The 23,982-nt window shown below is 74.7% G+C and carries 28 protein-coding genes; 18 read left to right on the forward strand and 10 right to left on the reverse strand.

Annotated elements, in window-relative coordinates:
* Nucleotides 1-27 precede the first annotated feature (27 nt).
* The 3 genes from ABZW14_RS21370 (at nt 28) to ABZW14_RS21380 (ending at nt 2,948) form a co-directional block, all read left to right on the forward strand.
* Nucleotides 28-1,482 (forward strand): ATP-binding protein, encoded by a 1,455-nt coding sequence (locus ABZW14_RS21370; protein ID WP_355349101.1) that lies wholly within the window; start codon nt 28-30, stop codon nt 1,480-1,482.
* A 65-nt stretch (nt 1,483-1,547) separates the two neighbouring features.
* Complete coding sequence (locus tag ABZW14_RS21375; protein WP_355349257.1) at nt 1,548-1,964, forward strand: ATP-binding protein; 417 nt, start codon at nt 1,548-1,550, stop codon at nt 1,962-1,964.
* A gap of 99 nt (nt 1,965-2,063) precedes the next feature.
* The gene (locus ABZW14_RS21380) at nt 2,064-2,948 is read left to right on the forward strand and encodes a DUF5926 family protein (protein ID WP_355349104.1); all 885 of its coding nucleotides are present in this window, start codon (nt 2,064-2,066) and stop codon (nt 2,946-2,948) included.
* A 49-nt stretch (nt 2,949-2,997) separates the two neighbouring features.
* On the opposite strand, the gene ABZW14_RS21385 is transcribed toward ABZW14_RS21380, so the two are convergent.
* Entirely contained in the window at nt 2,998-4,209 is a 1,212-nt protein-coding gene (locus ABZW14_RS21385; RefSeq protein WP_355349107.1) for an arginine deiminase, read from the reverse strand.
* A 163-nt stretch (nt 4,210-4,372) separates the two neighbouring features.
* Here ABZW14_RS21385 and ABZW14_RS21390 point away from each other — a divergent pair, with 163 nt between their 5' ends.
* The 5 genes from ABZW14_RS21390 (at nt 4,373) to pheA (ending at nt 7,834) form a co-directional block, all read left to right on the forward strand.
* Nucleotides 4,373-5,110, forward strand: a complete 738-nt coding sequence (locus ABZW14_RS21390) for a hypothetical protein (RefSeq protein ID WP_355349110.1) — start codon at nt 4,373-4,375, stop codon at nt 5,108-5,110.
* 228 nt (nt 5,111-5,338) lie between these two features.
* Complete coding sequence (locus ABZW14_RS21395) at nt 5,339-5,794, forward strand: hypothetical protein (RefSeq protein WP_355349113.1); 456 nt, start codon at nt 5,339-5,341, stop codon at nt 5,792-5,794.
* A gap of 85 nt (nt 5,795-5,879) precedes the next feature.
* Nucleotides 5,880-6,269 (forward strand): ACT domain-containing protein, encoded by a 390-nt coding sequence (locus ABZW14_RS21400; RefSeq protein ID WP_355349116.1) that lies wholly within the window; start codon nt 5,880-5,882, stop codon nt 6,267-6,269.
* A gap of 49 nt (nt 6,270-6,318) precedes the next feature.
* Complete coding sequence (locus tag ABZW14_RS21405; protein WP_355349119.1) at nt 6,319-6,867, forward strand: hypothetical protein; 549 nt, start codon at nt 6,319-6,321, stop codon at nt 6,865-6,867.
* Between the two features lie 10 nt (nt 6,868-6,877).
* The gene (gene pheA / locus ABZW14_RS21410) at nt 6,878-7,834 is read left to right on the forward strand and encodes a prephenate dehydratase (protein WP_355349122.1); all 957 of its coding nucleotides are present in this window, start codon (nt 6,878-6,880) and stop codon (nt 7,832-7,834) included.
* Between the two features lie 43 nt (nt 7,835-7,877).
* On the opposite strand, the gene ABZW14_RS21415 is transcribed toward pheA, so the two are convergent.
* From ABZW14_RS21415 to ABZW14_RS21425, 3 genes are all read right to left on the reverse strand, one after another.
* Nucleotides 7,878-8,600 carry an AIM24 family protein gene (locus ABZW14_RS21415; RefSeq protein WP_091316437.1) on the reverse strand — a complete coding sequence of 241 codons (723 nt, stop codon included), beginning with the start codon at nt 8,598-8,600 and terminating at the stop codon, nt 7,878-7,880.
* 94 nt (nt 8,601-8,694) lie between these two features.
* Entirely contained in the window at nt 8,695-9,039 is a 345-nt protein-coding gene (locus ABZW14_RS21420; protein ID WP_355349260.1) for a metallopeptidase family protein, read from the reverse strand.
* Between the two features lie 87 nt (nt 9,040-9,126).
* A complete protein-coding gene (locus ABZW14_RS21425; protein WP_091265168.1) occupies nt 9,127-9,555 on the reverse strand; it encodes an OsmC family protein in 429 nt (142 codons plus the stop codon).
* 118 nt (nt 9,556-9,673) lie between these two features.
* Between ABZW14_RS21425 and ABZW14_RS21430 the strand changes: the two genes are divergently transcribed.
* The 3 genes from ABZW14_RS21430 to ABZW14_RS21440 all read left to right on the forward strand — a co-directional run bounded on the left by ABZW14_RS21430 (nt 9,674) and on the right by ABZW14_RS21440 (nt 12,244).
* A complete protein-coding gene (locus ABZW14_RS21430; RefSeq protein ID WP_355349125.1) occupies nt 9,674-10,408 on the forward strand; it encodes a hypothetical protein in 735 nt (244 codons plus the stop codon).
* A 202-nt stretch (nt 10,409-10,610) separates the two neighbouring features.
* Nucleotides 10,611-11,432, forward strand: a complete 822-nt coding sequence (locus tag ABZW14_RS21435; RefSeq protein ID WP_355349128.1) for an HAD family hydrolase — start codon at nt 10,611-10,613, stop codon at nt 11,430-11,432.
* Entirely contained in the window at nt 11,432-12,244 is an 813-nt protein-coding gene (locus tag ABZW14_RS21440) for an HAD family hydrolase (protein WP_355349131.1), read from the forward strand. The genes ABZW14_RS21435 and ABZW14_RS21440 overlap by 1 nt, the downstream gene beginning before the upstream one ends.
* A 29-nt stretch (nt 12,245-12,273) precedes the next feature.
* Here ABZW14_RS21440 and ABZW14_RS21445 read toward each other — a convergent pair whose 3' ends face one another.
* On the reverse strand, nt 12,274-12,864 hold the full coding sequence (locus tag ABZW14_RS21445) for a bacterial proteasome activator family protein (RefSeq protein WP_355349134.1): 591 nt from the start codon (nt 12,862-12,864) through the stop codon (nt 12,274-12,276).
* 85 nt (nt 12,865-12,949) lie between these two features.
* Here ABZW14_RS21445 and ABZW14_RS21450 point away from each other — a divergent pair, with 85 nt between their 5' ends.
* Complete coding sequence (locus ABZW14_RS21450; RefSeq protein ID WP_355349137.1) at nt 12,950-13,777, forward strand: prolyl oligopeptidase family serine peptidase; 828 nt, start codon at nt 12,950-12,952, stop codon at nt 13,775-13,777.
* A 49-nt stretch (nt 13,778-13,826) separates the two neighbouring features.
* Nucleotides 13,827-15,056 carry an ABC transporter substrate-binding protein gene (locus ABZW14_RS21455; protein ID WP_355349140.1) on the forward strand — a complete coding sequence of 410 codons (1,230 nt, stop codon included), beginning with the start codon at nt 13,827-13,829 and terminating at the stop codon, nt 15,054-15,056.
* Nucleotides 15,057-15,118: 62 nt separating this feature from the next.
* Here ABZW14_RS21455 and ddaH read toward each other — a convergent pair whose 3' ends face one another.
* The gene (gene ddaH, locus ABZW14_RS21460; protein WP_355349143.1) at nt 15,119-15,952 is read right to left on the reverse strand and encodes a dimethylargininase; all 834 of its coding nucleotides are present in this window, start codon (nt 15,950-15,952) and stop codon (nt 15,119-15,121) included.
* Between the two features lie 59 nt (nt 15,953-16,011).
* On the opposite strand from ddaH, the gene ABZW14_RS21465 reads away from it, so the two are divergent.
* Both ABZW14_RS21465 and ABZW14_RS21470 read left to right on the forward strand, forming a co-directional pair.
* Nucleotides 16,012-16,470: an Lrp/AsnC family transcriptional regulator gene (locus ABZW14_RS21465; RefSeq protein WP_091265141.1), complete on the forward strand. Its 459-nt coding sequence runs from the start codon at nt 16,012-16,014 to the stop codon at nt 16,468-16,470.
* Between the two features lie 65 nt (nt 16,471-16,535).
* On the forward strand, nt 16,536-17,492 hold the full coding sequence (locus ABZW14_RS21470) for a zinc-binding dehydrogenase (protein ID WP_355349146.1): 957 nt from the start codon (nt 16,536-16,538) through the stop codon (nt 17,490-17,492).
* A 29-nt stretch (nt 17,493-17,521) separates the two neighbouring features.
* On the opposite strand, the gene ABZW14_RS21475 is transcribed toward ABZW14_RS21470, so the two are convergent.
* The 3 genes from ABZW14_RS21475 to ABZW14_RS21485 form a co-directional block, all read right to left on the reverse strand.
* Complete coding sequence (locus tag ABZW14_RS21475) at nt 17,522-18,622, reverse strand: hypothetical protein (protein ID WP_355349149.1); 1,101 nt, start codon at nt 18,620-18,622, stop codon at nt 17,522-17,524.
* Between the two features lie 88 nt (nt 18,623-18,710).
* Nucleotides 18,711-18,968, reverse strand: coding sequence for a DUF6457 domain-containing protein (locus ABZW14_RS21480; protein WP_355349152.1), 258 nt, complete (start codon nt 18,966-18,968; stop codon nt 18,711-18,713).
* The gene (locus tag ABZW14_RS21485; protein ID WP_355349155.1) at nt 18,965-19,564 is read right to left on the reverse strand and encodes an NTP transferase domain-containing protein; all 600 of its coding nucleotides are present in this window, start codon (nt 19,562-19,564) and stop codon (nt 18,965-18,967) included. Before ABZW14_RS21485 ends, ABZW14_RS21480 begins: the two co-directional genes overlap by 4 nt.
* A gap of 234 nt (nt 19,565-19,798) precedes the next feature.
* Here ABZW14_RS21485 and fdhD point away from each other — a divergent pair, with 234 nt between their 5' ends.
* Nucleotides 19,799-20,653, forward strand: a complete 855-nt coding sequence (fdhD, locus tag ABZW14_RS21490; protein ID WP_355349263.1) for a formate dehydrogenase accessory sulfurtransferase FdhD — start codon at nt 19,799-19,801, stop codon at nt 20,651-20,653.
* Nucleotides 20,654-20,726: 73 nt separating this feature from the next.
* Here fdhD and ABZW14_RS21495 read toward each other — a convergent pair whose 3' ends face one another.
* Nucleotides 20,727-21,890, reverse strand: coding sequence for a DUF4192 domain-containing protein (locus ABZW14_RS21495; protein ID WP_355349158.1), 1,164 nt, complete (start codon nt 21,888-21,890; stop codon nt 20,727-20,729).
* A gap of 162 nt (nt 21,891-22,052) precedes the next feature.
* On the opposite strand from ABZW14_RS21495, the gene ABZW14_RS21500 reads away from it, so the two are divergent.
* Nucleotides 22,053-22,967: a fructosamine kinase family protein gene (locus tag ABZW14_RS21500; RefSeq protein ID WP_355349161.1), complete on the forward strand. Its 915-nt coding sequence runs from the start codon at nt 22,053-22,055 to the stop codon at nt 22,965-22,967.
* Complete coding sequence (gene moaA, locus ABZW14_RS21505) at nt 22,964-23,980, forward strand: GTP 3',8-cyclase MoaA (RefSeq protein WP_355349164.1); 1,017 nt, start codon at nt 22,964-22,966, stop codon at nt 23,978-23,980. Before ABZW14_RS21500 ends, moaA begins: the two co-directional genes overlap by 4 nt.
* Nucleotides 23,981-23,982: the final 2 nt, after the last annotated feature.

Raw genomic sequence — 23,982 nt, forward strand, 5'->3', positions numbered from 1 at the left:
CACCGGGCGGCCGGGCACACTCGGGACATGCGGGAGCGAACCGACTTCACCGCCCTCATCGCCGGCCACACCAGCGTGATCAAGATGATCAACTCGGGTGAGTCCGGCCTGGCCGTGCTCACCCGGCTGCTCGGCGAGGTGGAGCCCGCCATCGGCGCGGCCGGCCTCGTGTTCGTGGAGTTCGCCCCCACCGGCGGCCGGGTGATCGCGGCGACCGGCAGCGCCGAGTTCGTCACCGGCCGCCCCCTGCCGGCCACCCACCCGGCCACCGTCTGCCTGCTCTCCGGCCCGCCGGTGCGCGAGATCCAGGTCGACGCGATCCCCGGCGCGATCGCCGACGAGCTCACCGCGCGCGGGCTGCGCCGGATGATCCTGGCGCGCGCCGAGATCGGCGGCCTGACCGTCGGCAGCCTGCACGCCCTCTATGCGGAGGGCGAGCCGCTGGACGCCTCCCAGCACGCCGTGGTCGGCTACGTGGCCGCCTGCATCGCCCACATGTACGGCGACCAGACCGGCCTGCCGGTGCACGGCGACGGCCCGGTGGTGGCGGCGCTCGCCGACGGCCTGGCCGTGGTCGACCGCGAGCACCACGTGCGGCTCTGGAACCCCGCCGCGGCGCAGGTGATCGGGCGACCGGCCGGCGAAGCGCTGAACCGGCCGCTGCCGTTCCCGCTCCCCCCGTCCGGTCAGGTCCTCGACCACCGGCTGCCGGACGGCCGCTGGCTGCGGATCACCTCCGGGGACCTGCCCGGGCCGGGCTCGCTGCGGGTGGTCACCTTCCGCGACATCACCGACCAGCAGCGGCGCGACAACGACCGCGACCTCTTCGTCGCGGTGACCAGCCACGAGCTGCGCACCCCGGTCACCGTGATCAAGGGGTACGCGGACACCCTCACCGACCACTGGGAGTCGCTCAGCGACGACGACCGGCGGCAGGCCGCCCGGATCATCGGGCAGCGGGCGAACGAGCTGGCCCGGCTGGTCGACCGGCTGCTCACGGCCGCCACCGAGAACCGCCCCGGCGGCGAGCCGGCCGCCCCGTTCGACCTGGCCGACGCGCTGCGGGCCGCGGTTCCCGACCTGCCGGCCGACGTCCGGCACCGGATCGTCCTCGACCTGCCGGCCGACCTCCCCAAGGCGCTCGGCGACCGGCACAGCCTCGCCACCGTGCTCACCGAACTGGGCACCAACGCCGGCAAGTACTCGCTGCCGGACACCCCGATCGAGATCTTCGCCGGGGCGAACGAGCGCACGGTCTCGTTCCGGGTCGCCGACCGGGGCATCGGCATCCGGCCGGAACACGTGGAGCGGGCGTTCGACCGGTTCTGGCAGGGGGAGTCCGGCGACCGGCGTCGCTACCCGGGGGCCGGGTTGGGGCTCTATCTCGTCCGGCAGATCGTTGAACAGCAGAATGGATGGGTATCCCTACGACCGAGAGCCGGTGGGGGTACCGTCGCAGAGGTGCGGCTGCCACGGGGGTGAACCCGGCCCGCACTGGGGTGGAAGGAACGACGGTGAGGACGGGTCCGGCCGAACGATCGTGGTGCGTGGTGGTGCCCCACCACGCCGTCGGCGCGCGCCTGGCCCGGCACCGGCTCGCCGACGAGCTGGCCGACGTCGTACCCCCGACCCTGCTGGCCGACCTGGTGGCGGTCCTCGCCGAGCTGGTCGGCAACGCCGTGCGGCACGCCGACCCGCTGCCCGGGGGCGTGGTCCGGGTGGCCTGGCGACTGCGGGCGGCGGCCGGTGGGCAGACCGTCCAGCTCCGGGTGACCGATGGCGGCTCCGCCTCCGGCCCGCTGATGCGGGTCGCCACCCCGGACGCCGTCGACGGGCGCGGCCTGCACATCGTCTCCGGGCTCGCCAGCCGCTGGGGGGTCGAGCGGGACGGCCTGGGCCAGAGCGTCTGGGCGGAGTTCGACCCGGCCGGGTCCATCCGGCCGGACCTGGTCGTGGCCGGTTGAGCCGACCGGGGAGGCGGGTCCTGCCCACGCCCCGCCGGTCCGGCATCTAGGCTGTGTCGCCATGAGCGAGCGCAGCGAGCGAATCATCAGGCACAGCGCATGAGCAAGCGTCGGAAGAGCCAGCGGGCCGCCGAGGTCACCCCGAAGCGGGAGAAGGTGCGCGACATCTTCGTGCCCCGTCCGTTCGAGGGCCTGGTCGACGAGCCGGAGTGGATCGCCCTGCGCGAGCTGGTCCCGGCCGCCTCCGCGCCGCTGCGGCTGACCCCCGAGCTGGTCGAGGAGCACGGCGACCGGCCGGTCACCCTGGCCACCGTGCTGCCGATGGCCGCACCGGCGATGACCAAGCCGGACGGGCGGGTCTTCATCGGTCTCCAGCGGCACCAGCAGTCCGGCGACGTCTCGCGGGACCTGGCCGACGCGCTGCTCTGCGCGCTGCGGACCGAGCCGGGCGGTCAGGTGAGCGTGCCGCCGCTGCCCGGACCGGGCCCCCGGCTCCAGGACATCCTGGTGGACGGCCCGCTGGAGATCAGCATGCACGACGGCTTCGAGTTCTGGCTCGACCCGGGCGCCGCCGACGACCCGGGCGTGCAGGCGTCCCTGGAGCGGGCCAACGCGGCGATCTACCCGACGGTGAAGCTGGCCGCGGCGCGGGCCGCGTACTGGTGCCAGGTGCCGGAGAAGGCGCACGTGCGCTGGGTGCTGCCGGAGGACGAGGACGTCGCGCTGGACGCGCTGTCCCGGCTGGGCGCGGCCGGCACGCTGACCCTGGGGGAGGACACCCGTTTCGCCGGCATGTTCCGGGCGCACGGCCGCCTGGTGCCGGTCTGGGACCTGCCCGAGGACGTCCCGGCCGGCGACTGGGAGGAGCCGGTGACCGGCTTCGCCAAGCGGTACGCCGACGCGCTGGCGGAGCAGGGGCCGCTGGACGCCGCCGGGCGCCGGGCCCGCCAGGGTCTGCTCGGCCGCCAGCTCACCCTGCGCTGAGCCGATCGTCGCGCGGGCCCCGGTCTCCACGACCGGGGCCCGTCGCCGTTCAGCGGCGCAGCGGTTCGCGGACCAGCGGGCAGGACATGCAGCGCGGCCCGCCCCGGCCGGAGCCCAGCTCGGACCCGGCGATGGCGATCACCTCGATGCCGGCCCGTTCGAGCTGGGCGTTGGTCTCCACGTTCCGCTCGTAGCCCACGCAGAGCCGGGGGGCGAGGGCGAGGGTGTTGTTGCCGTCGTCCCACTGCTCGCGCTCGGCGGTGACCGGATCCAGGCCGGTGTCGATCACCCGGAGCTGGTCGAGGTCCATGGCGTCGGCGGCGGCCCGCAGGAACGGCGCCGGGCCGTCGACCCGCGGATCCTCGCCGTCCGCGCCGGCGATGACCGTGTACGCGGAGAGCTCGCTGGCGATGTTCGGGTACATCAGCACGGCGTCGACGTCGACCATCGTGCAGACGGTGTCCAGGTGCATGGTGGCCCGCTCCTGGGCGATCGGCACCACCAGGATGGTGTGCGCCAGCCCGGCGGCGAAGACCTGCCGGCCCAGCCGCTCGGCACCGGCCGGCGTGGTGCGCTCGCCCACGCCCACGGCGAGCACCCCCGGCGCGAGCAGCAGCACGTCGCCGCCCTCCAGGTGCTCCAGCTCCGGGTGGTAGACGAACTCGGTGCCGACGAAACGCGGGTGGTAGCGGTAGATCGCGTCGGTCAGCGTGGTCTCCCGCCGGCGGGCCGGCATGGCCAGGCTGGTCACACCGACCCGGTCCCCGATCCAGATCGACGAGTCGCGGGTGAAGAGCAGGTTGGGCAGCGGGTCGATGACGAAGTCGTGCCGGTCCATCAGCGTCCACACCAGACCGCCGGGGCGGTCCGGGCCGATCCGCAGCTCCTCGTGGGCCAGCCCGGCGACGAACACGTCGGCCAGCGCGGCGGGGTCGAGGTAGGTGAGGTGGTCGGCGACCCGGCGGCGCAGGGTGTCACCGAGCCGCGGCGAGCGGAGCACCAGCTCGGTCAGCTCGGCCCGCGCGTCCGGCACGGCGAGCGTCTCGGCCAGCAGGGTGGCCAGATAGAGCACCTCGACGCCCCGGGACCGCAGGGCGGCCGCGAAGGCGTCATGCTCCTCCTGCGCGCGGCCCACCCATGGGATAGCGTCGAAGAGCAAGGAGTCGTTGTTGCGTGGGGTCAGGCGGGCGAGTTCCGGCCCCGGGCGGTGCAGCAGCACCGTGCCGAGCCGGCCGACCTCGCTGTCCACATAGTGGGTCACCCTCGCAGCCTAGGGCAGCCTTCAGCACCATCCGGGAAAAGAAGTGTGAATGAATATGGCATTCATCCGCACTCATTCCGGCGCTCCAACTTGCCGAGCACCGGGGTGTGCAACGTAGGGTAGTGGAGACATAACTTCGAGAGACCTTTTGCCGGAGGTCGCGATGACTGTCTTTCCCGCTCGCCGAGCCGTACCGACCCGGGCACTGCCGCCCGTCTCGGTGCCGCACCCCCGGGCCGAGTCCACCTCGGCGCTCGAACCGGCCCGACCGACTCCGCTGGAGTGGGCCCGCCGCCGCCGGGCCGAGCGGGGGGCCCGCCGGTTGGAGGCGGCCGGGGCCCGGGCCCTCGGTCAACTCGACCACCTCGGCCCCGCCTGGCACGTCATCGAGTGGCCCCGCACCGATGCCGCGGACCTCCTGCTCGACCGCACCCAGGACGAGCGGGCCGGGTTCCTCGCCATCGGGCCGAGCGGGCTCTTCGCGGTCACCGTCGCCGACCACGGCCGGGCCCGGGTGCTCGTCGCGGGCGACGTCGTCCAGATCAACGGCAAGCGTCCCCCCTATGTGACCGAGGCCCGCCGCGACGCCAAGCGGGCCGGCAAGGCCCTCTCTGATGCCGTCGGCCTGCCGATCCCCGTGACCCCGGTGCTGACCTTCGTCGGTTCCGGGGTCATCAGCGTCTACGGCCTGCCCAAGGACTGCCTCATGGCCACCCACCGGGAACTGGACCGCCTGCTCGTGGCCGGTGGCAACCGGATCAGTCCGGCCACTGCCGAGAAGCTCTCCCGGGTGGCCCAGGCGCCGTCGACGTGGCTCAACGGCACGTACCGTCCAGCGGCCGACTACCGGTGGTACGACGAGGGCCGAACGGCCGCTGACAAGCGGGCCGCCCGCCGGTAACGTCTCCCGCGACGCCACGCGGTCCACGGCTCCGCCGCCGGTGGTTCCGTCGGCCCGCGCCGTCGCCGGCCGCCCGGCACCGGGCACCCGTCGCACCGACACCTGTCCCCCGGTCCCCGCCGAGCCGGATCACCGACCGGCTCCGGCCACCGGAGGCGCAGCGCGGTCGGGCGCTCGTCGCGACGACCGGCTAGCGTGGACAGACCGTCGGTGTACATAGGAGGCGCGGTGGCCCACGTCGAACTCTCGCTCTCGGAAGTGTTCGTGCCCGCGGCGGGGACACCGACCGAGCAGGAGTCCGACAACGTCGGGCAGTGGTCGGGCATGGTCTCCCGGGCCGCCGAGCCGTGCCTGCTGATCGACGCCGACACCACCGTGGTGGCGATCTCCTCGTCCGGCTGCGACCTGCTCTGCCTCGGCGCCCCGGAGGACGTGATCGGCCGGCCGCTGCTGGAGGGCGGCCTGCGCCTGGTCGACTTCACCGCCAGCCCCAGCGAACTGACCGAGCAGGAGACCGACAAGATCCCGCCGCTGCTCGCGCTGCACTCCGGCCGGCTCGCCCGCGGGCTGCTCCGGGTCCAGGGGCCCGGCTCCGACGCCGGCACGACGGTGGACGCCATCTCCACGCCGGTGCTCACCGACGGCGAGGTGGCCGGCTCGCTCACCTTCTTCTCGGCGGTCTGACCCGGTCTGACCTGCGACGACCTGTGACGATCGCCGCACCGGGCGGTGCCGGGGCACAGCCACGCGCAGGCCGTAGGGTGCCCTCATGCTCGATGTCGCTCTGTTGCCGGGCGAGTACGCGGTGTGCCGCCTGCCGGCCGGCGCCGTGCTGTCCCCACACCTCTGGGGCGCGCTCGGTGGCCGCGACGTGGTGACGGTGAGCTGGACCGCCGACGGCGTCTCGGTGATCTGCCCCGCCGAGCGGACGCCCGGCGGGGCGGACGTGGAGACCGAGTGGCGCTGCCTCCGGCTGGTCGGCCCGCTGGACGCGGCGGTCACCGGCACCCTCGCGGCGCTGGTCGACCCGCTCGCCCGGGCCCGGGTCGAGGTGGTGGCCTTCTCCACGTACGACACCGACCACCTGCTCGTGCCCGCCGTGCGACTGGCCGAGGCGACGGGCGCGCTGGAACGGGCCGGCCACCGGGTCCACAGGTGACTTCACCCCGGTCGGGCGATCCTCCTACGATGGGCTCGGCCCACCGGCCATGACGACGTCCGTCGATGCCGAGGATCGCACCGTGCCCTGCACCCCGCCCCGCCCCGCCCGCCGGCGCCTCCCGGTGGCACTGGCCGCCCTGCTCGCCCTCGCCGGCTGCGGCGCCCCGCCCGAGCTGGACGCCCCGACCGCGTCGGTCACCACCGCCCCGACCGCCTCTGAAACCCCCAGCGCGACGCCGCCCGCACCGGTCACCCCGACCGCACCGGCACCGCGGCCGCCGACCCCGGACCCGGCCGCCACACCCTGCCGGTCCGGCCCGTCCGGCGACCGGGTGGTGGCCCTCCTGCGCGGCCCGGCCCGGGTGCTGCCGCGCGACGCGCGGGTCACCGTGCGGACCGGGCCGCTCTGCGCGGAGGGCTGGCAGTACACCGTGCTGGCGGTGCGCGGGCACGAGGAGCTCCAGGTGGTGACCCGGGGCCGCCCGGAGGAATTGGAACTCGTCACCGCCGGCACGGACGTCTGCGGCGTGGAGGTGCGCGCCGCCGGCCCGACCGGCATCCGGACCCTGGCCTGCGACGGCACCCCGGGTGCGTAGTCTGGTCGACATGCCGGGAACACCGCCGACCCGCTTCGTCTACCTGGGCCCCGAGGGCACCTTCGCCGAGCAGGCGCTGCGCACCGTCCCCGCGGCCGAGCGGGGTGGGCGGACGCCGGCGCGGAGCGTGGGCGAGGCGCTGGACGCCGTACGGGCGGGCGAGGCGGACGCGGCACTGGTGCCGCTGGAGAACTCGATCGGCGGCGCGGTCGGCGTCACCCTGGACGAGCTGGCCGAGGGGGAACCCCTGGTGATCACCCGTGAGGTGATCCTGCCGGTCGAGTTCGTGCTCGCCAGCCGCCCCGGAGTCGGTCTGGCCGACGTGCGGAGCGTGGCGGCGCACCCGCAGGCGTCCACCCAGTGCCGGGGCTGGCTCCGCGACCACCTGCCCGACGCCACGGTGGTCGACGTGCTCTCCAACGGCGCCGCCGCGGCGGGCGCGGCGAGCGGGGATTACGATGCCGCCGTCTGCGCCCCGATCGGCGCGACCCGGCACCGGCTGGCCGTGCTCGCCGACAAGATCGCCGACCACCCGGACGCGGTGACCCGGTTCGCGCTGGTCTCCCGGCCCGGCCCGCCCCCGCCACCGACCGGCGACGACGTCACCTCGCTGGCGATCTACATCGCGCACGACCGGGTCGGCGCGCTGCTGTCGGTGCTCATGGAGCTGGCCACCCGCGGTGTGAACCTGACGCGGATCGAGTCCCGCCCCACCGGTGAGGCGCTCGGCCGGTACGTCTTCTTCCTGGACTGCACCGGGCACGTCGCCGACGTACGCCTCGGCGAGGCGTTGCAGGGGCTCCGGCGGGTGTGCGCGGACGTGCGCTTCCTCGGGTCGTACCCCCGGCACCGTTGGAGCTCGGCGGCGGGTGACCGGCCGGTCCCCGCTCCGGCCGGTCTCTCCGACACCGACTACGCGGACGCGGCGGCCTGGCTGGCCCGGCTGCGCGCCGGCGAGCTGAACTGACGGTGGCGGGGCGCCCGGATCGGGCGCCCCGCGCACCGGGCGGTCACTGGAGCAGGCCGCCGAGCAGGCCGCCCTGCTGCTGCTGAGCGCCGCTGCCCTGCACCGGAGGCTCCTCCGAGGGCTGGACCACGACGAAACCCTGGCCGGCGAAGCTCATGGTGAACGCCTCGCCGGTGCTGCGGCCGAGCAGCGTGCCCAGGCCGAGCTGCTCGGCCCGGTGGTAGCCGGTCTGGAGATTGGCCGACCAGCAGACCGCGGCCTGCGGGTCGACGTAGGTGGGCTGGTCGACGTTGAGCACGACCGGGGTGCCCTTGGTGGTGATCGCGATCCGGCCGTAGCCGGTGAAGACGCAGTTGAACAGGCCGGACGAGGACGCCATCCCGGCGCCGCCGACCATCTTGATGTCGTACTGGAGCGTGGAGTCGAAGGCCAGCACGCTGGAGCCGTTGATCGACAGGGCGTCGCCGGGCTCCAGGTCGATGATGTGCACGTCCTTGGCGAGTTCGGCGAGGAACACGTCGCCACGCCCGGTGAGCTTCATGAGCGGCACACCCTCACCGGTGAGCCGCTGCTTGATGAACTTGCCGATGCCGCCGGAGCCGAGCGCCTGGAACTGCACCTGCCCCTGGTAGGCGACCATGGACCCCACCCGGGCCATCGCCTCGCCGTTCAGCTCGATCTTCAGCATCTTGGAGTTCTGCAGCCGCATGCCCGGCTGCTGGGACTCCTTCTCAAGGTTCTCCGCGGAGAACAGCGCGCTGCGCATGGGTTTCCTCCTGCATCGGGATGTGCCTGCACCGGAGGTTAGGGGACCCGCGCAACAGCGGGGATCGGCCGAGCGGGGCGCACCGCGGACCCGGTCAGCCCCAGCCGAGGGCGTGCAGTCGGTCGTCATCGATGCCGAAGTGGTGGGCGATCTCGTGCACCACCGTCACGGCCACCTCGTCCACGACGTCGTCCTCGGTGTCGCAGATCCCCAGGATGGGGTTGCGGTAGATGAGGATGCGGTCCGGCAGCACGCCGGCGTAGTCCCAGCCCCGCTCGGTGAGCGCGTGTCCCTCGTAGAGCCCGAGCAGGTCCTCGCCCGGCGGCGGGTCGTCCTCGACCAGGATGACCACATTGCTCATCAGCCCGAGCAGTTCCTCGGGCACCTCGTCGAGCGCCTCGCCGACGAGCTCCTCGAACCGCTCCCGGCTCATCTGCACGGCCACGCCGCGGGGTCACCCCTTCACGATCGGCACGCGGCACGGCAAGGGCGCCCGGCGGGGGCACCCTTGCCGTGTCGGACGTGGTCAGGCCAGGCGGGCGTTGAGCGTGATCTGCGCGCCGGGGGAGAGCAGCCGCGAGATGGGGCAGTTCTCCTTGGCCGCCTCGGCCAGCTTGGTGAACTCGGCCTCGTCGAGGCCCGGCACCTGGCCGACGGTCTCCAGGTCGATCCGGGTCACGGTCATGCCCGCGTCGGTCTTGTCGAAGTGCACCTTGGCGGTGGTCTCCACCGAGGTGTCGGTGGCACCCGCGTCGGCGAGCTGCTTGGAGAGGGCCATCGAGAAGCAGGCGGAGTGCGCGGCGCCGATCAGCTCCTCGGGATTGGTGCCCTCGCCCTCCTCGAAACGGGACTTGAAGGAGTAGTTGCCGGTGAGGCCGCCCTTGCCGGTGCGGACGGTGCCGGACCCCTCGGTGAGGTTGCCCTGCCAACGAGCGGAAGCGGTACGGATAGGCATGGCACCGACGCTAACCGAAAGCGGCGGCGCGCGCACCGGCCTGCGCGCTTGCGACCCCTGTCAGCGGGTGCCGGCTGTGCCATGATTCGACCCAGGCCCGCGTACGGGAAGGTGGCCGATGTCCCAGGATCTCCCCATCCCCAGGCAGGACAACCGGTCCGACGGCACGACCGTCGTGGAGTGGGGCGACGCCGAACCAGCTCCGTCCGGCCGGGTGGGGCGCTCGCTCGCCGGGCTGGGCCGGGACCACCGCCTCCCGCCGGTGCTCGCCGGTCTCGGCGCGGTGGCCGCGGTCGCCTCGCTGATCGGCGAGTGGCTGGTGATGACCGTGCCCGACGACGGCCCGGACGGGAACACCACCATCCGGCTGCCGAGTGGGGTGGCCGAGGTGGGCGGGTTCGGTGTCGCGTACCTGGTGGGGCTGCTCGGCCTGGCGGTCGCCGTGGCGCTGGCACTGCGCGGCGCGCCGGCGATCCGGCAGCACGCCCGGCTCGCCGGTCTCGGCCTCGCGGCCGCGCTGCTCGCCGTGCTGGCCGCGGCCGCCTTCTCGCTTCAGGAGCTGGCCCGGCGTGCGTTCTTCTTCCCCACCGAGCAGCGGTTCCAGGTGGAGCACGGCCGCGGCCTGGTCACCGCCTTCCTCGCCGTCGTGCTGGTGGCCGCCGCGCTGCACCTGTCCGGCCGGGCCGGCGCCGGGCCCGCGGACCGGCCGGACGAGCCCGGGGCGGAGCCGGCCGCCGGAACGCCGTCAGGCCGGGGCCGGCGCCGGGCGGCCGACGACGAGCTGCCGCCGGCCCCCGCCGACCTGAGCGTGCAGCCCACCACACCCTTCGCCCGGCCCGAACCGCCCCGCTGACGCCGGCCCCGGACCGCCCGCCCGCCGCCCCTCGGGCGGGCCGGGAGGGGACACCGGACGGCCGCCGCGGGTTGGTGTCCGATTCGCCGAAAAGCCATGGTTGCGACCTGTTCCGCGAGATACGGTTGCTGCCCGCCGTCCGGTGGTCACGGCACCGAGGACCTGGACGGCCGGCGCGACGGCGGCGGGCGAAGGAGGAACCATGATCCGCCCGGGACTGCCCAAGCTGATCGCCACCGACCTCGACGGCACGCTCGTCCGCAGCGACGAGACCGTCTCCGCCTACACCCACGAGGTGCTCGACCGGGTGCGGGCCGCGGGGATCCCGGTGGTCGGCGCCACCGGCCGGGGGCCCCGCCTCACCGAGCTGACCCGCAACGACATCCGCGCCGCCGACTTCCTCGTGATGGCCGGCGGGGGCCGGGTGGTCGACCAGAGCGACCCGGCCGGGCCGCTGGTCCTGCGCGACGAGCGGCTGGCCGGCACGGTTCTGGCCCGGATCCTCGCCGACCTGGAGGCCGCCGTCGGCCCGCTCACCGTGATGGTGGAGGCGTCCGACGAGCCCGACGCGCCCCTCTGGGGCGACTACCACCCGAGCTGGCCCTACCAGGACCGGTTCGAGGCGCGCAGCCGCGCGGAGTGCCTCTCCGGTGACGTGCTCAAGGCGTTCGCGCGTACCGCCGACCACCACGTGGACGAACTGCTGGCGGTGGCCCGCCGGATCGTCCCGGCCGAGCTGGCCACGCTCACCCAGGCCGGCCTCGGCTTCGTCGAGATCTGCCCGCCCGGTGTGGACAAGTCGACCGGGCTCAGCGTCGTCGCCGAACGGCTCGGGGTCGACCCGGCCGAGGTGCTGGTGTTCGGCGACCAGCCGAACGACCTGCCGATGTTCGGGTGGGCCGGCTGGGGCCGCGTGGCGGTGGCCAACGCGCACCCGGAGGTGCGGGCCGCGGCGGACGAGATCACTCTGCGCAACGACGACGACGGCGTCGCGGTCTACCTGGACCGACTACTGTCCCGGTGATGGGAGAGGCACCTCGGCTCGTCGCGAGCGACATCGACGGCACGCTGCTCCGGGACGACCGGACGCTCAGCCCGCGCACCGCGGCGGTGCTGTCCCGGATCTCCGCGGGCGGCACGCCGGTCGTGCTGGTCACCGGCCGTCCCATCCGCTGGCTCCAGCTCGTGTACGACCAGCTCCCCGAGCCGCTGCCGGCGATCTGCGCGAACGGCGCGGTGGTGTACGACCCGGTCACCGACGAGGTGCTCCGCGCCGACCCGCTCGCCCCGGAGCTGCTGGCCGAGGTGGCCCGGCGGCTCCGGGCCGAGGTGCCCGGGGTGAGCTTCGCCGTGGAGATCGTGGACAGCCGGCAGATGCGGCACGAGGCGCACTACCCGCTGCGCTGGGACGCCGACGCGGACGCGATCCGGGCCATCGAGTCGCCGGAGGAGCTGCTCGCCGCCCCGGCCGTGAAGCTGCTGGCCCGTGCCGGCGAGCAGGACCCCGACGCGTTCGTCCGGGTGGTGGCCGGCGCCCTACAGGGGCTGGCCGAGGCGACCCACTCGTCCTACAGCGGGTTGGTGGAGATCTCCGCCGCCGGTGTCACCAAGGCGGCCGGCCTGGCCTGGTACGCGGCGCGGCACGGCATCGACGAGCGGGACGTGCTGGCCTTCGGCGACATGCCGAACGACGTGCCGATGCTGACCTGGGCCGGCCGGGCGGTGGCGGTCGCCAACGCGCACCCGGCCGTCCTGGCGATCGCCGACGAGGTGACCGGGCCGAACACCGAGGACGGCGTGGCCGCGTATCTGGAGCAGGTGTTCGGGGTGGCCTGAGCGGCCGGGGCGCCTCGCGCCCCGGCCGGTCAGAGGTACTGGCCGGGCGCGTGACCCTCGTTGCCGCCCGGCATGCCCGGCATGCCCGGCACCACTCCGCCCGGGCCGCTGGGCAGCGCCTGCCGGCCGGAGCGCATCTGCTCCAGCTGGACGCGGGCGGCCATCTGCTGGGCGACCAGCGCCGCCTGGATGCCGTGGAACAGCCCCTCCAGCCAGCCGACCAGCTGGGCGTGGGCGATGCGCAGCTCGCCCTCGCTGGGCGCCTGGTCCTCGGTGAAGGGCAGCGAGATCCGCTCCAGCTCCTCGCGCAGCTCGGGGGCGAGGCCCTCCTTCAGCTCGACGATCGAGCGCTCGTGGATCTCGCGCATCCGGTGCCGGCTGGCATCGTCCAGGGGCGCCGCCTTGACCTCCTCCAGCAGCTGTTTGATCATGCTGCCGATCCGCATCACCTTGGCGGGCTGCTCGACCAGGCGGGTCGGATCCTCACCCTGGCCCTCGTCGGTCTGCACCGTGCCGACCGGCCGGCCGTCCGGCCCGACCACCACCACGGTGCCGGGGATGCCATCGTTGCCCTGTTCGTCGTCCTGTCCGGCGAAGCGCGCTTCGGTCATGGGACCCATTTTTACCCACCCCCACCGCCCGCACGCGCCCGGACCGGCTGCCGGGCCGGGTACCACCCGGCCGGGGCGCGCTACCGTCGCCGTCATGCCCGCAGACCCGCGCGCCGTGCTGACCGCACCGGCCCCGCCGCCGGACGCCACCGTCACCTACGGCGACCACCCCGAGCAGTGCGCCGACCTGCGCCGGCCGGGCGGTGAGGGGCCGCCCCGGCGGCTGGTGGTCGTGGTGCACGGCGGCTTCTGGCGGGCCGAGTACGACCGCACCCACACCGGCCCGATGGCGGCGGCGCTGGCCGCGCTCGGCCATCCGGTCGCCCAGGTGGAGTACCGGCGCACCGGCCAGCCGGGCGGAGGCTGGCCGCACACCCTCACCGACGTGCTGGCCGGGGTGGCGGCGCTGCCCGGTCTGGCCGCCGCCGCGCTGCCCGGCCTGGTGGCCGCCGCCCCACCGATCCTCGTCGGTCACTCGGCCGGCGGGCACCTCGCGCTGTACGCGGCCGCGCACGCCCCGACCACGGTCGCCGGCGTGCTGGCACTGGCGCCGGTCGCGGACCTCGCCGAGGCGTACCGGCTGGACCTGGACTCCGGGGCGGTGGCCGCGCTGCTCGGCGGCGGCCCGGCCGACGTGCCGGACCGGTACGCGGCCACTGATCCATCGTCATTGGTGCCGGTTCAACCACGGACGGTAGTCATGCATGGGGTTCTCGACCAGCAGGTCCCCATCTCCATCAGCCGCTCCTGGGTAGCCGCCGCCCGGGCCGCCGGCAGTCCCGCCACGCTCATTGAGCTGCCCGAATGCGAGCATTTCGGGCTCATCGCACCGGGCTCGGCGGCCTGGCCGCAGGTGGTCGCCGCATTGCGGTCGCTGCACGATGATCTTCGGGGCATTGACGCAGCGTCGCCAAGCAGGTAGAACGCCGAGGGGGCGTTGCATCCTGGCCGCTCCATCGGGAAGGAATTCGGTGTCACAGATGAACCGCAGGCGGGCGCTACAACTGCTGGCCGCACTGGGTGCCACCGGCCTGGCGGCGGGCTGTGGCTCCGAGACCGACACCGCGGACGGGGCCGAGCCCGGCAGCCCGATCAAGATCGGTCTGATCGTCCCGGGCAGCGGACCGAACAAGGTCATCGGTGACGAGATCACCAACGGGTTCCAGATGTTCCTCACCCTCAACGACGGACAGCTCGGCGGCCACCCGGCGACGGTGGTGTCGGCCGAGGAGGGCGACACCGCCAAGACCGGCCAGGCCGCCGTGGACCGGCTGGTCAAGGAGGGCGTGCTGGCGCTCACCGGCGTGGTCAGCTCCGCCGTGATGCTGGGCATCCGGGACGCCGTGGAGCAGGCCCGGATGCCGCTGGTCGGTTCCAACGCCTCCCCCATCAGCCTGCAGAGCGTCGTCTACATCTGGCGCACCTCGTACGTGCTGAACGAGCCGGGCGAGGCGCTCGGGGAGTACCTGCGGCAGAACCTGGACGCGTCCAGCCGGATCGCCGTCTTCGCCACCCAGGGCCAGAGCAGCCGGGACGTCATCGACGGCCTCCGGCGAGGCTACGAGCAGGGCGGCCGCCGGCTGACCGAAGACCCGATCTTCACGACCGACTTCCCCAACCCCGGCAAGGGGGCCTACACGGGCTCGATCCGCAAGGCCCTGGACCGGCGGCCCGCGCCCGACGCGGTCTTCTGCCACTACACCGGGTCGCAGGCGGTGCAGTTCATCAAGCAGCTCTACGCCGAGGGATACAAGGGCCCGGTCTACGCGCCCGGCTTCCTCACCGAGGGCACCGTGCTCAGCCAGCTCGACGACGGCGAGAAGGGCGAGGAGCGGGCGCTGATCGAGAAGTACGGCATCCACACCGCGCTCAACTACTCGGCCGACCTGAACAACACCGCCAACCGGGTGTTCGCCTCGGCGTACCGCAAGACGTACAACGCCTCTCCCACCACCTACGCGATGGCCTCCTACGACGCCGCACAGGTGCTGGACAAGGCGATCCGGCTGGTCGGGGGGAACCCGACCCCGCAGCAGGTCAACCTGGCGCTCGGCAAGATCGGCCAGGTCGACAGCCCGCGCGGCTCCTGGCAGTTCAACCAGTCGCGCACCCCGCAGCAGAAGTGGTACCTGCGCGAGGTCCAGCTCGACGGCCGCATGCTCGCCAACGTCGTGATCAGCGAGCTGGCCACGCTCGGCTGAGTCACCCCCGCATACGCGAAACGGGCGGCCTCCCCTCAGGGAGACCGCCCGTTCTCCGTGCGTCAGTGGCGCAGCTCGGCGATGCAGCACTTCACGCTGCCGCCACCCTTCTTCAGCTCGGCCAGCTCGACTGGCACCGGGTGGTAGCCGGCCGTCTTGAGCTTGCCGGCCAGCCGGGTCGCCTCGCTGTTCAGCACCACGTTGAGGCCGTCGCTGACCAGGTTCAGGCCGAAGGCCAGGGCGTCCTCGTCGTCCGCGACCACGGCGTCCGGAAAGAGCTGGGCGAGCACCTTCTGGCTGGCCGCCGAGAACGCGCCCGGGTAGTAGACGATGTTCTCGTCGTCGATCGAGGCGAGCGCCACGTCCAGGTGGTAGAAGCGCGGGTCGACCAGGCGCAGCGAGACCACCGGCCGGCCGAGCGCCTCCTGCGCCTCGGCGTGCGCGGCCAGCTCGGTGCGGAAGCCGTGACCGGCGAGGACCAGCCCGCCGTGCGCCTCGGGCAGGTAGGCGAAGTCGCCCTCACCCTCGTTGGTCTCGCTCGGCGCGATGAACCGCCAGCCGTTCTCCTCGTAGAACGCCCGGTGCGCGGCGGCCTCGGCGGCCCGCTGCTCGTGCTTGAACTGGGCGCCGTAGACCGTGCCGTCGACCACGAACGCCCCGTTGGCCGCGAAGACCATGTCCGGCAGCCCGCGAGCCGGGGTGAGCAGGTGCACCTCGTGGCCGAGGCCGACCAGGGTCTCCCGCAAGCGGTCCCACTGCTTGACCGCCAGCTCCGCGTCGACCGGGGCGGTCACGTCCATCCACGGGTTGATCGCGTACTCGACCGCGAAGTGCTCGGGCGAGCACATGAGATATGTCCGCTTTCGCGGGACTCGCTGCTGGTTCACGGTCACCAAGAGTAGGTACGGTACAACTTTGGTAACAGTCACAACCATTGCTTCCCAGAGGCGGAACGTTGCAGATAGACGCGGTCGACCAGCGAATCATTGCGTTGCTCGTGGCGGATGCCCGCGCCTCGTACGCGGACATCGGCACGCGGGTGTCACTCTCCGCCCCCGCGGTCAAGCGCCGGGTCGACCGGCTCCGGTCGGCGGGGGTCATCCGGGGCTTCACCGCGGTGGTCGACCCGGCCGCCGTCGGGTGGACCACCGAGGCGTTCGTCGAGCTGTTCTGCGCCGGCCGGACCACGCCGGCACAGATCGGCGCCGCCGCCCGGCGGCATCCCGAGGTGGTCGGCGCGTACACGGTCTCCGGCGAGGCCGACGCGCTGGTCCACCTTCGGGCGGCCGACATCGCACACCTGGAGGAGGCGCTGGAGCGGCTGCGGGCCGAATCCTTCGTCACCTCGTCCCGCAGCACCATCGTCCTCTCCCGGCTGGTCGAGTCCCCCGGGGTCGGGCCCTCCTCGGCTTGACCTCAACCGCGCTTCAGGTCGTCAACTGGACCCGGACGGTGCGGCGACGACAGCGGGGAGGCGACGTGCGGGCGGTGTGGCTACGGGAGTTCGGCGGGCCGGAGGTGCTGGTCCCCGGGCCGGCGCCGGATCCGGTGCCCGGCCCGGGACAGGTGCTCGTCGAGGTGGCGCACGCGAACATCACCTTCGTCGAGACGATGTTCCGGGCCACCGGGTTCGGCCCGTTCGCAGCGACCCCGCCGGTCATCCCGGGCAACGGCGTCGGCGGCACGATCACCGCGGTCGGCCCCGACGCCGACCCGGCGCTGATCGGCCGGCGGGTGGTCAGCGCCACCGGCGGCAGCGGCGGGTACGCCGAGCGCGTGGCCGTGGACCAGGGCGCGCCCATCCCCGTACCGGACGGGTTGCCGCTGGACGCGGCCGTGGCGCTGCTCGCCGACGGCCGTACCGCGCTCATGCTGGCCCGCGCGGCCGGGCTGCGGCCCGGCGAGCGGGTGCTGGTCGAGGCGGCGGCCGGCGGGGTGGGCGGCCTGCTCACCCAGCTCGCCACCGCGGCCGGCGCCCGGGTGGTCGCGGCGGCCGGCGGTCCCCGCAAGGTCGCCCTGCTCCGCGAGCGCGGCCTCGACGCGGCGGTCGACTACCGGGAGCCGGACTGGACCGACCGGGTCCGGGCGGCCGTGGGCGCGGTGGACGTGGTCTTCGACGGGGTGGGAGGCTCGCTGGCCCGGGCGGCCTTCGACCTGCTCGACCGGGGCGGGCGGATGGTCAGCTTCGGGCTGGCCGGCGGTGCCTGGGCGGACGTGCCCGAGGCGGAGGCCGCCGCCCGGGGGGTGACCCTGGTCCGCCCCGGCGGCACGCCCGACGACCTGCGTGCCCTCACCGAACAGGCCCTCGCCGAGGGGGCCGCCGGCCGGCTCCGGCCGCTGATCGGGCAGCGGTTCCCGCTGGACCGGGCCGCCGACGCGCACGCGGCCATCCAGTCCCGGGCCACGGTCGGCAAGACCCTCCTCGACGTCCGCTGACGCCGCCCGGGCGTGCTCCCGCCCGGGCGTCAGAGGTACATGCCGGTGCGGTGCTCCTGCGAGCGGGCCGGCTTGTCACCCTCGCCGAAGAAGCGCTTGCCACCGAACTCCCCGTGCAGCCGGTCGTCCAGCTCATCGGCCAGCCCGGTCATCACCTGCACGGCGAGCATCAGGTGGGTGGCCTGGAAGTTGCGGCCGAACACCGGGATGGAGGCCCACACCGTGTCGTCGGCGCAGTAGAGCCGGCCGATCGGCATCCGGTTGGTCAGCTCGGAAAGCTTCACGTAGAGCCGCTCGGTCGGCTCGACCTCGGTGAGCACCGGGGAGAAGACGTCGACCAGCGGCGGATTGTCGCGGACCCGGACGAAGACCATCGCCGAGCCGGCGCGGATGTTGATGTCGCCGTCCGAGTCGACCTGCACCTGGTCGGCCTTGGACTTCAGCATGGTGGAGACGACCGTGCGCACCCGCTCCTCCAGGGCCAGCACGTCGTTCTCGGGGGCCTGGGCGGCCGTGGCCGCCGCCAGCGCCTCGTCGAGGTCGGCCTCCACGTCGCGGTCCGGGCCGAACTCGCTGCGCGCGGTGCCGAGCGGCTCCTCCGGCAGCGGCTCCCCCTCGGCATCGTGCACCAGGTAGACCAGGAAGGCGGGGTGCGGGGCGCCGTAGACGTCGCGCAGGGTCCGGGACAGCACGGCCGCCAGCCGGGTGGCTTCGTCGGTGGCGCAGTCCAGGCCGAACTGCTCGCCGGAGCCCGCCACCACGCCGGGCGGGGCCCAGCCGAGCGCGACCATGTCGGCCACCGCGGCCCGGTCCAGCCGGTAGCCCTGCGGCAGCGTCGCGTTGCCGACCGCCCGCGCGGAGAGGCGGCCCTCCTCGCCGGCGTCCACGCTCACCGAGTAGACGGCGTCCCCGGTGCCGGAGGCGGTCGGGTCGAGGGTGACCTCCAGGTGCGCGCCGGCGGGCAGCCCGCGCAGCCGGTCGGCCAGCGCGCGGGCGAACTCCCGCCAGGCCTCGGTCACCTTGGCCCGCAGGTCGGCCGTGGTCGGCTCGTCCAGCAGGATCGACTCGTGCTGCTCCGGCATCGCGCCGGCGGGCTCACCAACCGGTGCCGAGGGGTGGTCTGCCGTCATGATCGCCTCCGTCCGTCCTCGCCACCCTACCCACGGACGGAGGGGGCCCAATCACCCCGACCGGCATCGGACAACAGCCCGGGGGGCGCTACTCCGCCGGGGCGGTCCCGTCCAGCTCCACGGGCCACGTGCCGGCCAGCGAGCTGAGCCGGGCGGCCGCCGCGGCCGGGTCCGCGCCGCGCCCGACAGCCATGCCCAGGAGGTACGCGGTGACCGGCGCCCCCGGTCGCAGCACCTGGTGGGCCACGTCCTTGGCCAGATCGAGCACGGTCGGCACCGGCACCTCGGCCGGGTCCAGCCCCAGCTCGGCACAGGCCGCCGTGACCCAGTCGTCCATCACCGTCATCGCGTCCACTCCTCGGCCCGGCGTACGTCCTCGTCAGTGTCGCAGTCGAACCACGGCGCCGGCCCGGACCCCGACCAGGACACCTCCCGCACGGTCGTGCCGGCCAGCAGCCCGCGCACCGGTGCCCCGTCGACCGTGCCGCCGCGCTCGGCGGCGAGCCGGTCGAGGGCGGCCCGCAGCGCGGTCACCCGCCACACCGCGCACAGGTGCTGCCGGCGGCCGTCGCCGTCGACGTAGCAGGCCACCCCCGCCGTCGAGCCGTCGAGGGCGCGCCGCAGCTCGGCCACCGCCGCCGGGGTGAGCAGCGGCAGGTCGGCCGCGAGCAGGGCGACGGTGGTGGCGCCGGCACCGAGCAGGGCCAGGCCCGCCGACGCCCCGGCCACCGGGCCGCCGCCGGGCGGCTCCTCGCGGGTCACCCGCACCCCCTCGGGCACCAGGCCCGCCGGGCCGACCACGATCCGCTCGCCCGCGTCGGCCACCGCCGCCAGCACCCGGTGCAGCATCGGCCGGCCACCGACCGGCCGGGCCGGCTTGTCCACCCCGCCCATCCGGCGGGCTGCGCCGCCCGAGAGCACCACCGCCGCGTACGCCGTCACCGGGCCACGGTAGCCGCGAATCCGCTCGATACGGCGCACGCATCCCGCGGGTTCGGCGTCACCCTGCGGGTGGTCCGGGGCTCGGCGCAGCATGGCGCCGACGTCGCCGTGCGGGTGGCCGGGGGCGCGGGGCAGGATGGCGGCGACGTCACCGTGCGGGTGGCCCGGAGCGCGGCGCGCGACGGCGGCGACGTCACCGTGCGGACGTCCCGGGGCGCGGGGCAGGATGGCGGCATGGGACGGGCGACTGATCGGCGCGGCGTGCTCCGGATCGACCTCGGCGCGGCGGCCGACGGGCGGGCGCGGGTGCGCCGGCAGGACACCCTGGCGGTCGAGGAGCCGCTGGAGATCCGGGTCGGCCCGGCCGGGCCGGGCCGGCGCAGGCCGCTCGCCGTGACCATGCGTACCCCCGGCGACGACCTGGACCTGGCGATCGGCTTCCTGCTCACCGAGGGACTGATCCGGTCGGCCGACGACGTACGCACCGCGCAGCTCTGCGCCGGGGCGGAGACCCCGAACACCTACAACGTGGTCGACGTGGTGCTGGCCCCCGGCGTGCCGGAGCCCGTCACCGATCCGGCCCGGAACTTCTACACCACCAGCTCGTGCGGGGTCTGCGGCAAGGCGAGCATCGACTCCGTCCGGACCCGCTCCCAGTTCGCGGTGCACGAGGACCCGCTTTCGGTGACCGCCGAGCTGCTCGCCGGGCTGCCCGACCAGCTGCGCGCGGCCCAGCGCGCCTTCGACCGCACCGGGGGCCTGCACGCGGCCGGGCTCTTCACGGCGGACGGCGAGCTGGTGGTGCTGCGCGAGGACGTCGGCCGCCACAACGCGGTGGACAAGGTGGTTGGCTGGGCCGTCCGGGAACGCCGGCTCCCGCTGGCCGGGCACGTGCTGCTGGTCTCCGGGCGGGCGAGCTTCGAGCTGACCCAGAAGGCGTGGATGGCCGGGGTGCCGCTGCTCGCGGCGGTCTCGGCGCCCAGCACGCTCGCCGCCGACCTGGCCGAGGAGGCCGGAATGACACTTGTCGGCTTCCTGCGCGGCGCAACCATGAACGTCTACACCGGGGCGCACCGCGTGCCCGGCTGACCCGCACCGCCGGGTGCGCTCCGGCTCACCCCGGAACCGTGCCCCGGTCACCGGAGTGGTCGGCGGTCGGCGGTCACCGGCGGGGCCGCCGGCGACGACGGCGGAGCACCGCCCGGCTGTCGGTGGCCGGCCAGCCGTCCAGCTCGGCCGGGGAGAGCCCACGGCGGAGCGCGTCGTCGAGGAGCACGGCGAGCGAGTAGCCGGGGTGGGCGGCGAGCACCCGTTCCAGGGCGACGGCGGCCAGCGCGCCGTGCCCGGCCCGCCAGGCCGCGAAAGCCAGCAGGCTGCCCGGGGCCGCGATCAGCTCCGGCTCGGCCCGGCGGAACACGTCGGTCCAGAGGCTGATGTCGGCGTCCCCGCCGTCGGTGCGGGACCAGGCGTGGTCGCGGACCGGAAGGTGGGTGAGGAGCACGGTCAACCAGGCCGCCTCGTCGTCGCCGAGCCGCTCACCGCGCCGGTGCCGCCGGAACGCGATGCGCACCGCCGCCACCCCCGCCGACCGGACGGCGCGGCCGTCCACCAGCCCGAACCCGACGGCCTGCTCGGCCCCTCCGGTCCGCTCGGCCCCTCCGACCCACTCGGCCTCCCCGACCCGTTCGGCCACTCCGACCTGCTCGGCCTCCTCGACGAGCCGAGGCGCTTCCCCGGTCGGTCCACCCGCCTCGCCGGCGAGAGCGGTCAGGCGGCGGCGAGCCCGGGCGGTGGCCCGGCGCATGGCCACCCGGACCGGCCCGCCGACGGGGGCCACCTGCGCGGCCAGCGCGGCCCGGTCGGGCAGCGCGACCTGGCCGGCGAAGACCGCCGCGGCGCTGACCCGGCTGGCCGCCGGGTCGTAGCGGGTGCCCTCCGGAGGGCAGCAGGCCGGCTCAGCGCAGAGGTAGGACCACCAGCGCCCGTCGGTCACCCGGAGCGCGTCGAGGACGAGCAGCCCGGCGCGGTCCAACGCCTCGCCGACCGCCTCGACCGCGCCGGTGACCCGGTCGGCCGGGCCGTAGCCGACCACGGTGGCGGCGTCGGTGCCCTGCCGGGCGACCACCTCGGCCAGGTGCCGGGCGGCCGGACGCGGGTCGCTGCCCGGCTCGGGCAGGTCACCCCGGGCGGCGAAGACGACCCGGCGGCCCCGCATCGCCACCACCACGACGCTGTCGGCGGGATGGAAGCCGAGCAGGTACGGCACGGCGGCGACGAGGTCGCCGGGCGAGCGGACGGCGAGGCGGGGACGCTCGGTGGAGTTCATGCCGGGAGCCTGCGGCGCACGGGTGCCGGTCCGACAGGCCCTGTGGACGACACGCAGGTTGTCCACAGATACGGAGAGTATCGGGCCAGGTCGGCGAGGAGCGGCACCCCGCAGAGCCGGTCACGGCCCGCGCCGGTCCCGCGGACCGGCTACGTTGCGCTCATGGACCTGGCGTACCTGCGGGCACACCCGGAGCACCTGCCCACCTTCCTGACCCACCAGCGGATCCGGGAGACGCCGGTCTCCGGCGGCGACATCTGCACCGCCTCCCGCCTCACCCTGGACGACGGGCACTCGGTCTTCGCCAAGACCTGGCCGGAGCGCGCGGAACGCGCCGTGCCCGAGGGCTTCTTCGCCGCCGAGGCGGCCGGGCTGCGCTGGTTGCGCGAGCCCGGCACGGTCGCCGTGCCGGAGGTGGTGGTGGCACTGCCGGAGCTGCTGGCGCTCGAGTGGGTCGAGCCCGGCGAGCCGACGCCGGAGGCCGCCGAGCTGTTCGGCCGCGAGCTGGCCGGGCTGCACCGGGCCGGCGCACCCGCCTTCGGCGCCGACTGGCCCGGCTTCGTCGGGGCGCTGCCGCAGGACAACACGCCCGACCCGGGCCCATGGCCGGAGTGGTTCGCCCGGCGGCGGCTGCTGCCCTACCTGCGGATGTCGGTCGACAACGGCGCGCTCACCGGCGCCGAGGCCGCCCCGGTAGAGGAGCTGATCGACCGGATCGCCGAGTTCGGCGGCGACGAGCCGCCGGCCCGGATCCACGGCGACCTCTGGCCGGGCAACCTGCTCTGGGGCCTCGACGACCGGGTCTGGCTGGTGGACCCCGCCGCGCACGGCGGCCACCGCGAGACCGACCTGGCCCAGCTCGCCCTCTTCGGCGGCCCGCCGCACCTCGACCGGATCACGGCCGCCTACCGGGAGGTGTGGCCGCTGGCCGACGGCTGGCGGGAGCGGGTGCCGCTGCACCAGCTCCACCTGCTGCTGGTGCACACCGCGCTGTTCGGGGCCTCGTACCGGGCGGCGGTGGACTCCGTCGCCCGCGCCGCGCTGAGCGGCACCGGACGCGCTACGGTCGACGGGTGACCGCCGCCCCGACGACGACCGACGGGGTCCTCGTCGACCGGTACGGCCGGGTCGCCCGGGACCTCCGGGTCTCGCTGACCGACAAGTGCAACCTGCGCTGCACCTACTGCATGCCGGCCGAGGGGCTGCCCTGGCTCGCCGGTCCGCAACTGCTCGACGACGACGAGATCGTCCGGCTCATCCGGGTGGCGGTGCACCGGCTCGGCGTCACCGAGGTCCGTTTCACCGGCGGCGAGCCGCTGATCCGGCCCGGCCTGGCCCGCATCGTGACAGCGGTGGCTGCCCTGGAGCCGCGCCCGCGCATCTCGCTGACCACCAACGGCATCGGCCTGGACCGCCTCGCGCCCACCCTGCGCGCCGCCGGGCTCGACCGGGTGAACGTCTCGCTGGACACCCTGGATCCGGCCCGGTTCGCCGCACTCACCCGGCGGGACCGGCACGCCGACGTGCTGGCCGGGCTGGCCGGCGCCGCAGCGGCCGGCCTGGCCCCGGTGAAGCTCAACGCCGTGCTGATGCGCGGGGTCAACGACGACGAGGCCCCCGCGCTGCTCAGGTTCGCCCTGGCGCACGGCTACGAGCTGCGGTTCATCGAGCAGATGCCGCTGGACGCCCAGCACGGCTGGGACCGGTCGACCATGGTCGTCGCCGACGAGATCCTCGCCGCCCTGCGCGCCGAGTTCACGTTGACCGCCGACCCCGGCGAGCGGGGGGCGGCCCCGGCCGAGACCTGGCTGGTGGACGGCGGCCCGGCCCGCGTCGGCGTGATCGCCAGCGTGACCCGGCCGTTCTGCGGCGACTGCGACCGCACCCGGCTCACCGCCGACGGTCAGGTCCGCAACTGTCTCTTCGCCACGGAGGAGTCCGACCTGCGCGCCGCGCTGCGCGCCGGGGCGGACGACGAGGAGCTGGCCCGGCGCTGGCGTGCCGCGACGTCGGGCAAGCGGGCCGGGCACGGCATCGACGATCCCACCTTCCTGCAACCCGCCCGCCCCATGTCGGCGATCGGAGGCTGACC

The sequence above is a fragment of the Micromonospora sp. NPDC004551 genome (assembly GCF_040609975.1).
GTDB lineage: Bacteria > Actinomycetota > Actinomycetes > Mycobacteriales > Micromonosporaceae > Micromonospora.

Coding starts and splice junctions, on each gene's coding strand:
- ABZW14_RS21495 (WP_355349158.1), bottom strand. CDS start 21,890: ATGAACTCCACCGAGCGTCCCCGCCTCGCCGTCCGCTCGCCCGGCGAC.
- ABZW14_RS21500 (WP_355349161.1), top strand. CDS start 22,053: ATGGACCTGGCGTACCTGCGGGCACACCCGGAGCACCTGCCCACCTTC.
- ABZW14_RS21435 (WP_355349128.1), top strand. CDS start 10,611: ATGATCCGCCCGGGACTGCCCAAGCTGATCGCCACCGACCTCGACGGC.
- ABZW14_RS21390 (WP_355349110.1), top strand. CDS start 4,373: ATGACTGTCTTTCCCGCTCGCCGAGCCGTACCGACCCGGGCACTGCCG.
- ABZW14_RS21440 (WP_355349131.1), top strand. CDS start 11,432: ATGGGAGAGGCACCTCGGCTCGTCGCGAGCGACATCGACGGCACGCTG.
- ABZW14_RS21415 (WP_091316437.1), bottom strand. CDS start 8,600: ATGCGCAGCGCGCTGTTCTCCGCGGAGAACCTTGAGAAGGAGTCCCAG.
- ABZW14_RS21405 (WP_355349119.1), top strand. CDS start 6,319: ATGACGACGTCCGTCGATGCCGAGGATCGCACCGTGCCCTGCACCCCG.
- ABZW14_RS21380 (WP_355349104.1), top strand. CDS start 2,064: ATGAGCAAGCGTCGGAAGAGCCAGCGGGCCGCCGAGGTCACCCCGAAG.
- ABZW14_RS21480 (WP_355349152.1), bottom strand. CDS start 18,968: ATGACGGTGATGGACGACTGGGTCACGGCGGCCTGTGCCGAGCTGGGG.
- ABZW14_RS21370 (WP_355349101.1), top strand. CDS start 28: ATGCGGGAGCGAACCGACTTCACCGCCCTCATCGCCGGCCACACCAGC.
- ABZW14_RS21400 (WP_355349116.1), top strand. CDS start 5,880: ATGCTCGATGTCGCTCTGTTGCCGGGCGAGTACGCGGTGTGCCGCCTG.
- ABZW14_RS21425 (WP_091265168.1), bottom strand. CDS start 9,555: ATGCCTATCCGTACCGCTTCCGCTCGTTGGCAGGGCAACCTCACCGAG.
- pheA (WP_355349122.1), top strand. CDS start 6,878: ATGCCGGGAACACCGCCGACCCGCTTCGTCTACCTGGGCCCCGAGGGC.
- ABZW14_RS21430 (WP_355349125.1), top strand. CDS start 9,674: ATGTCCCAGGATCTCCCCATCCCCAGGCAGGACAACCGGTCCGACGGC.
- ABZW14_RS21475 (WP_355349149.1), bottom strand. CDS start 18,622: ATGACGGCAGACCACCCCTCGGCACCGGTTGGTGAGCCCGCCGGCGCG.
- fdhD (WP_355349263.1), top strand. CDS start 19,799: ATGGGACGGGCGACTGATCGGCGCGGCGTGCTCCGGATCGACCTCGGC.
- ABZW14_RS21445 (WP_355349134.1), bottom strand. CDS start 12,864: ATGGGTCCCATGACCGAAGCGCGCTTCGCCGGACAGGACGACGAACAG.
- ABZW14_RS21450 (WP_355349137.1), top strand. CDS start 12,950: ATGCCCGCAGACCCGCGCGCCGTGCTGACCGCACCGGCCCCGCCGCCG.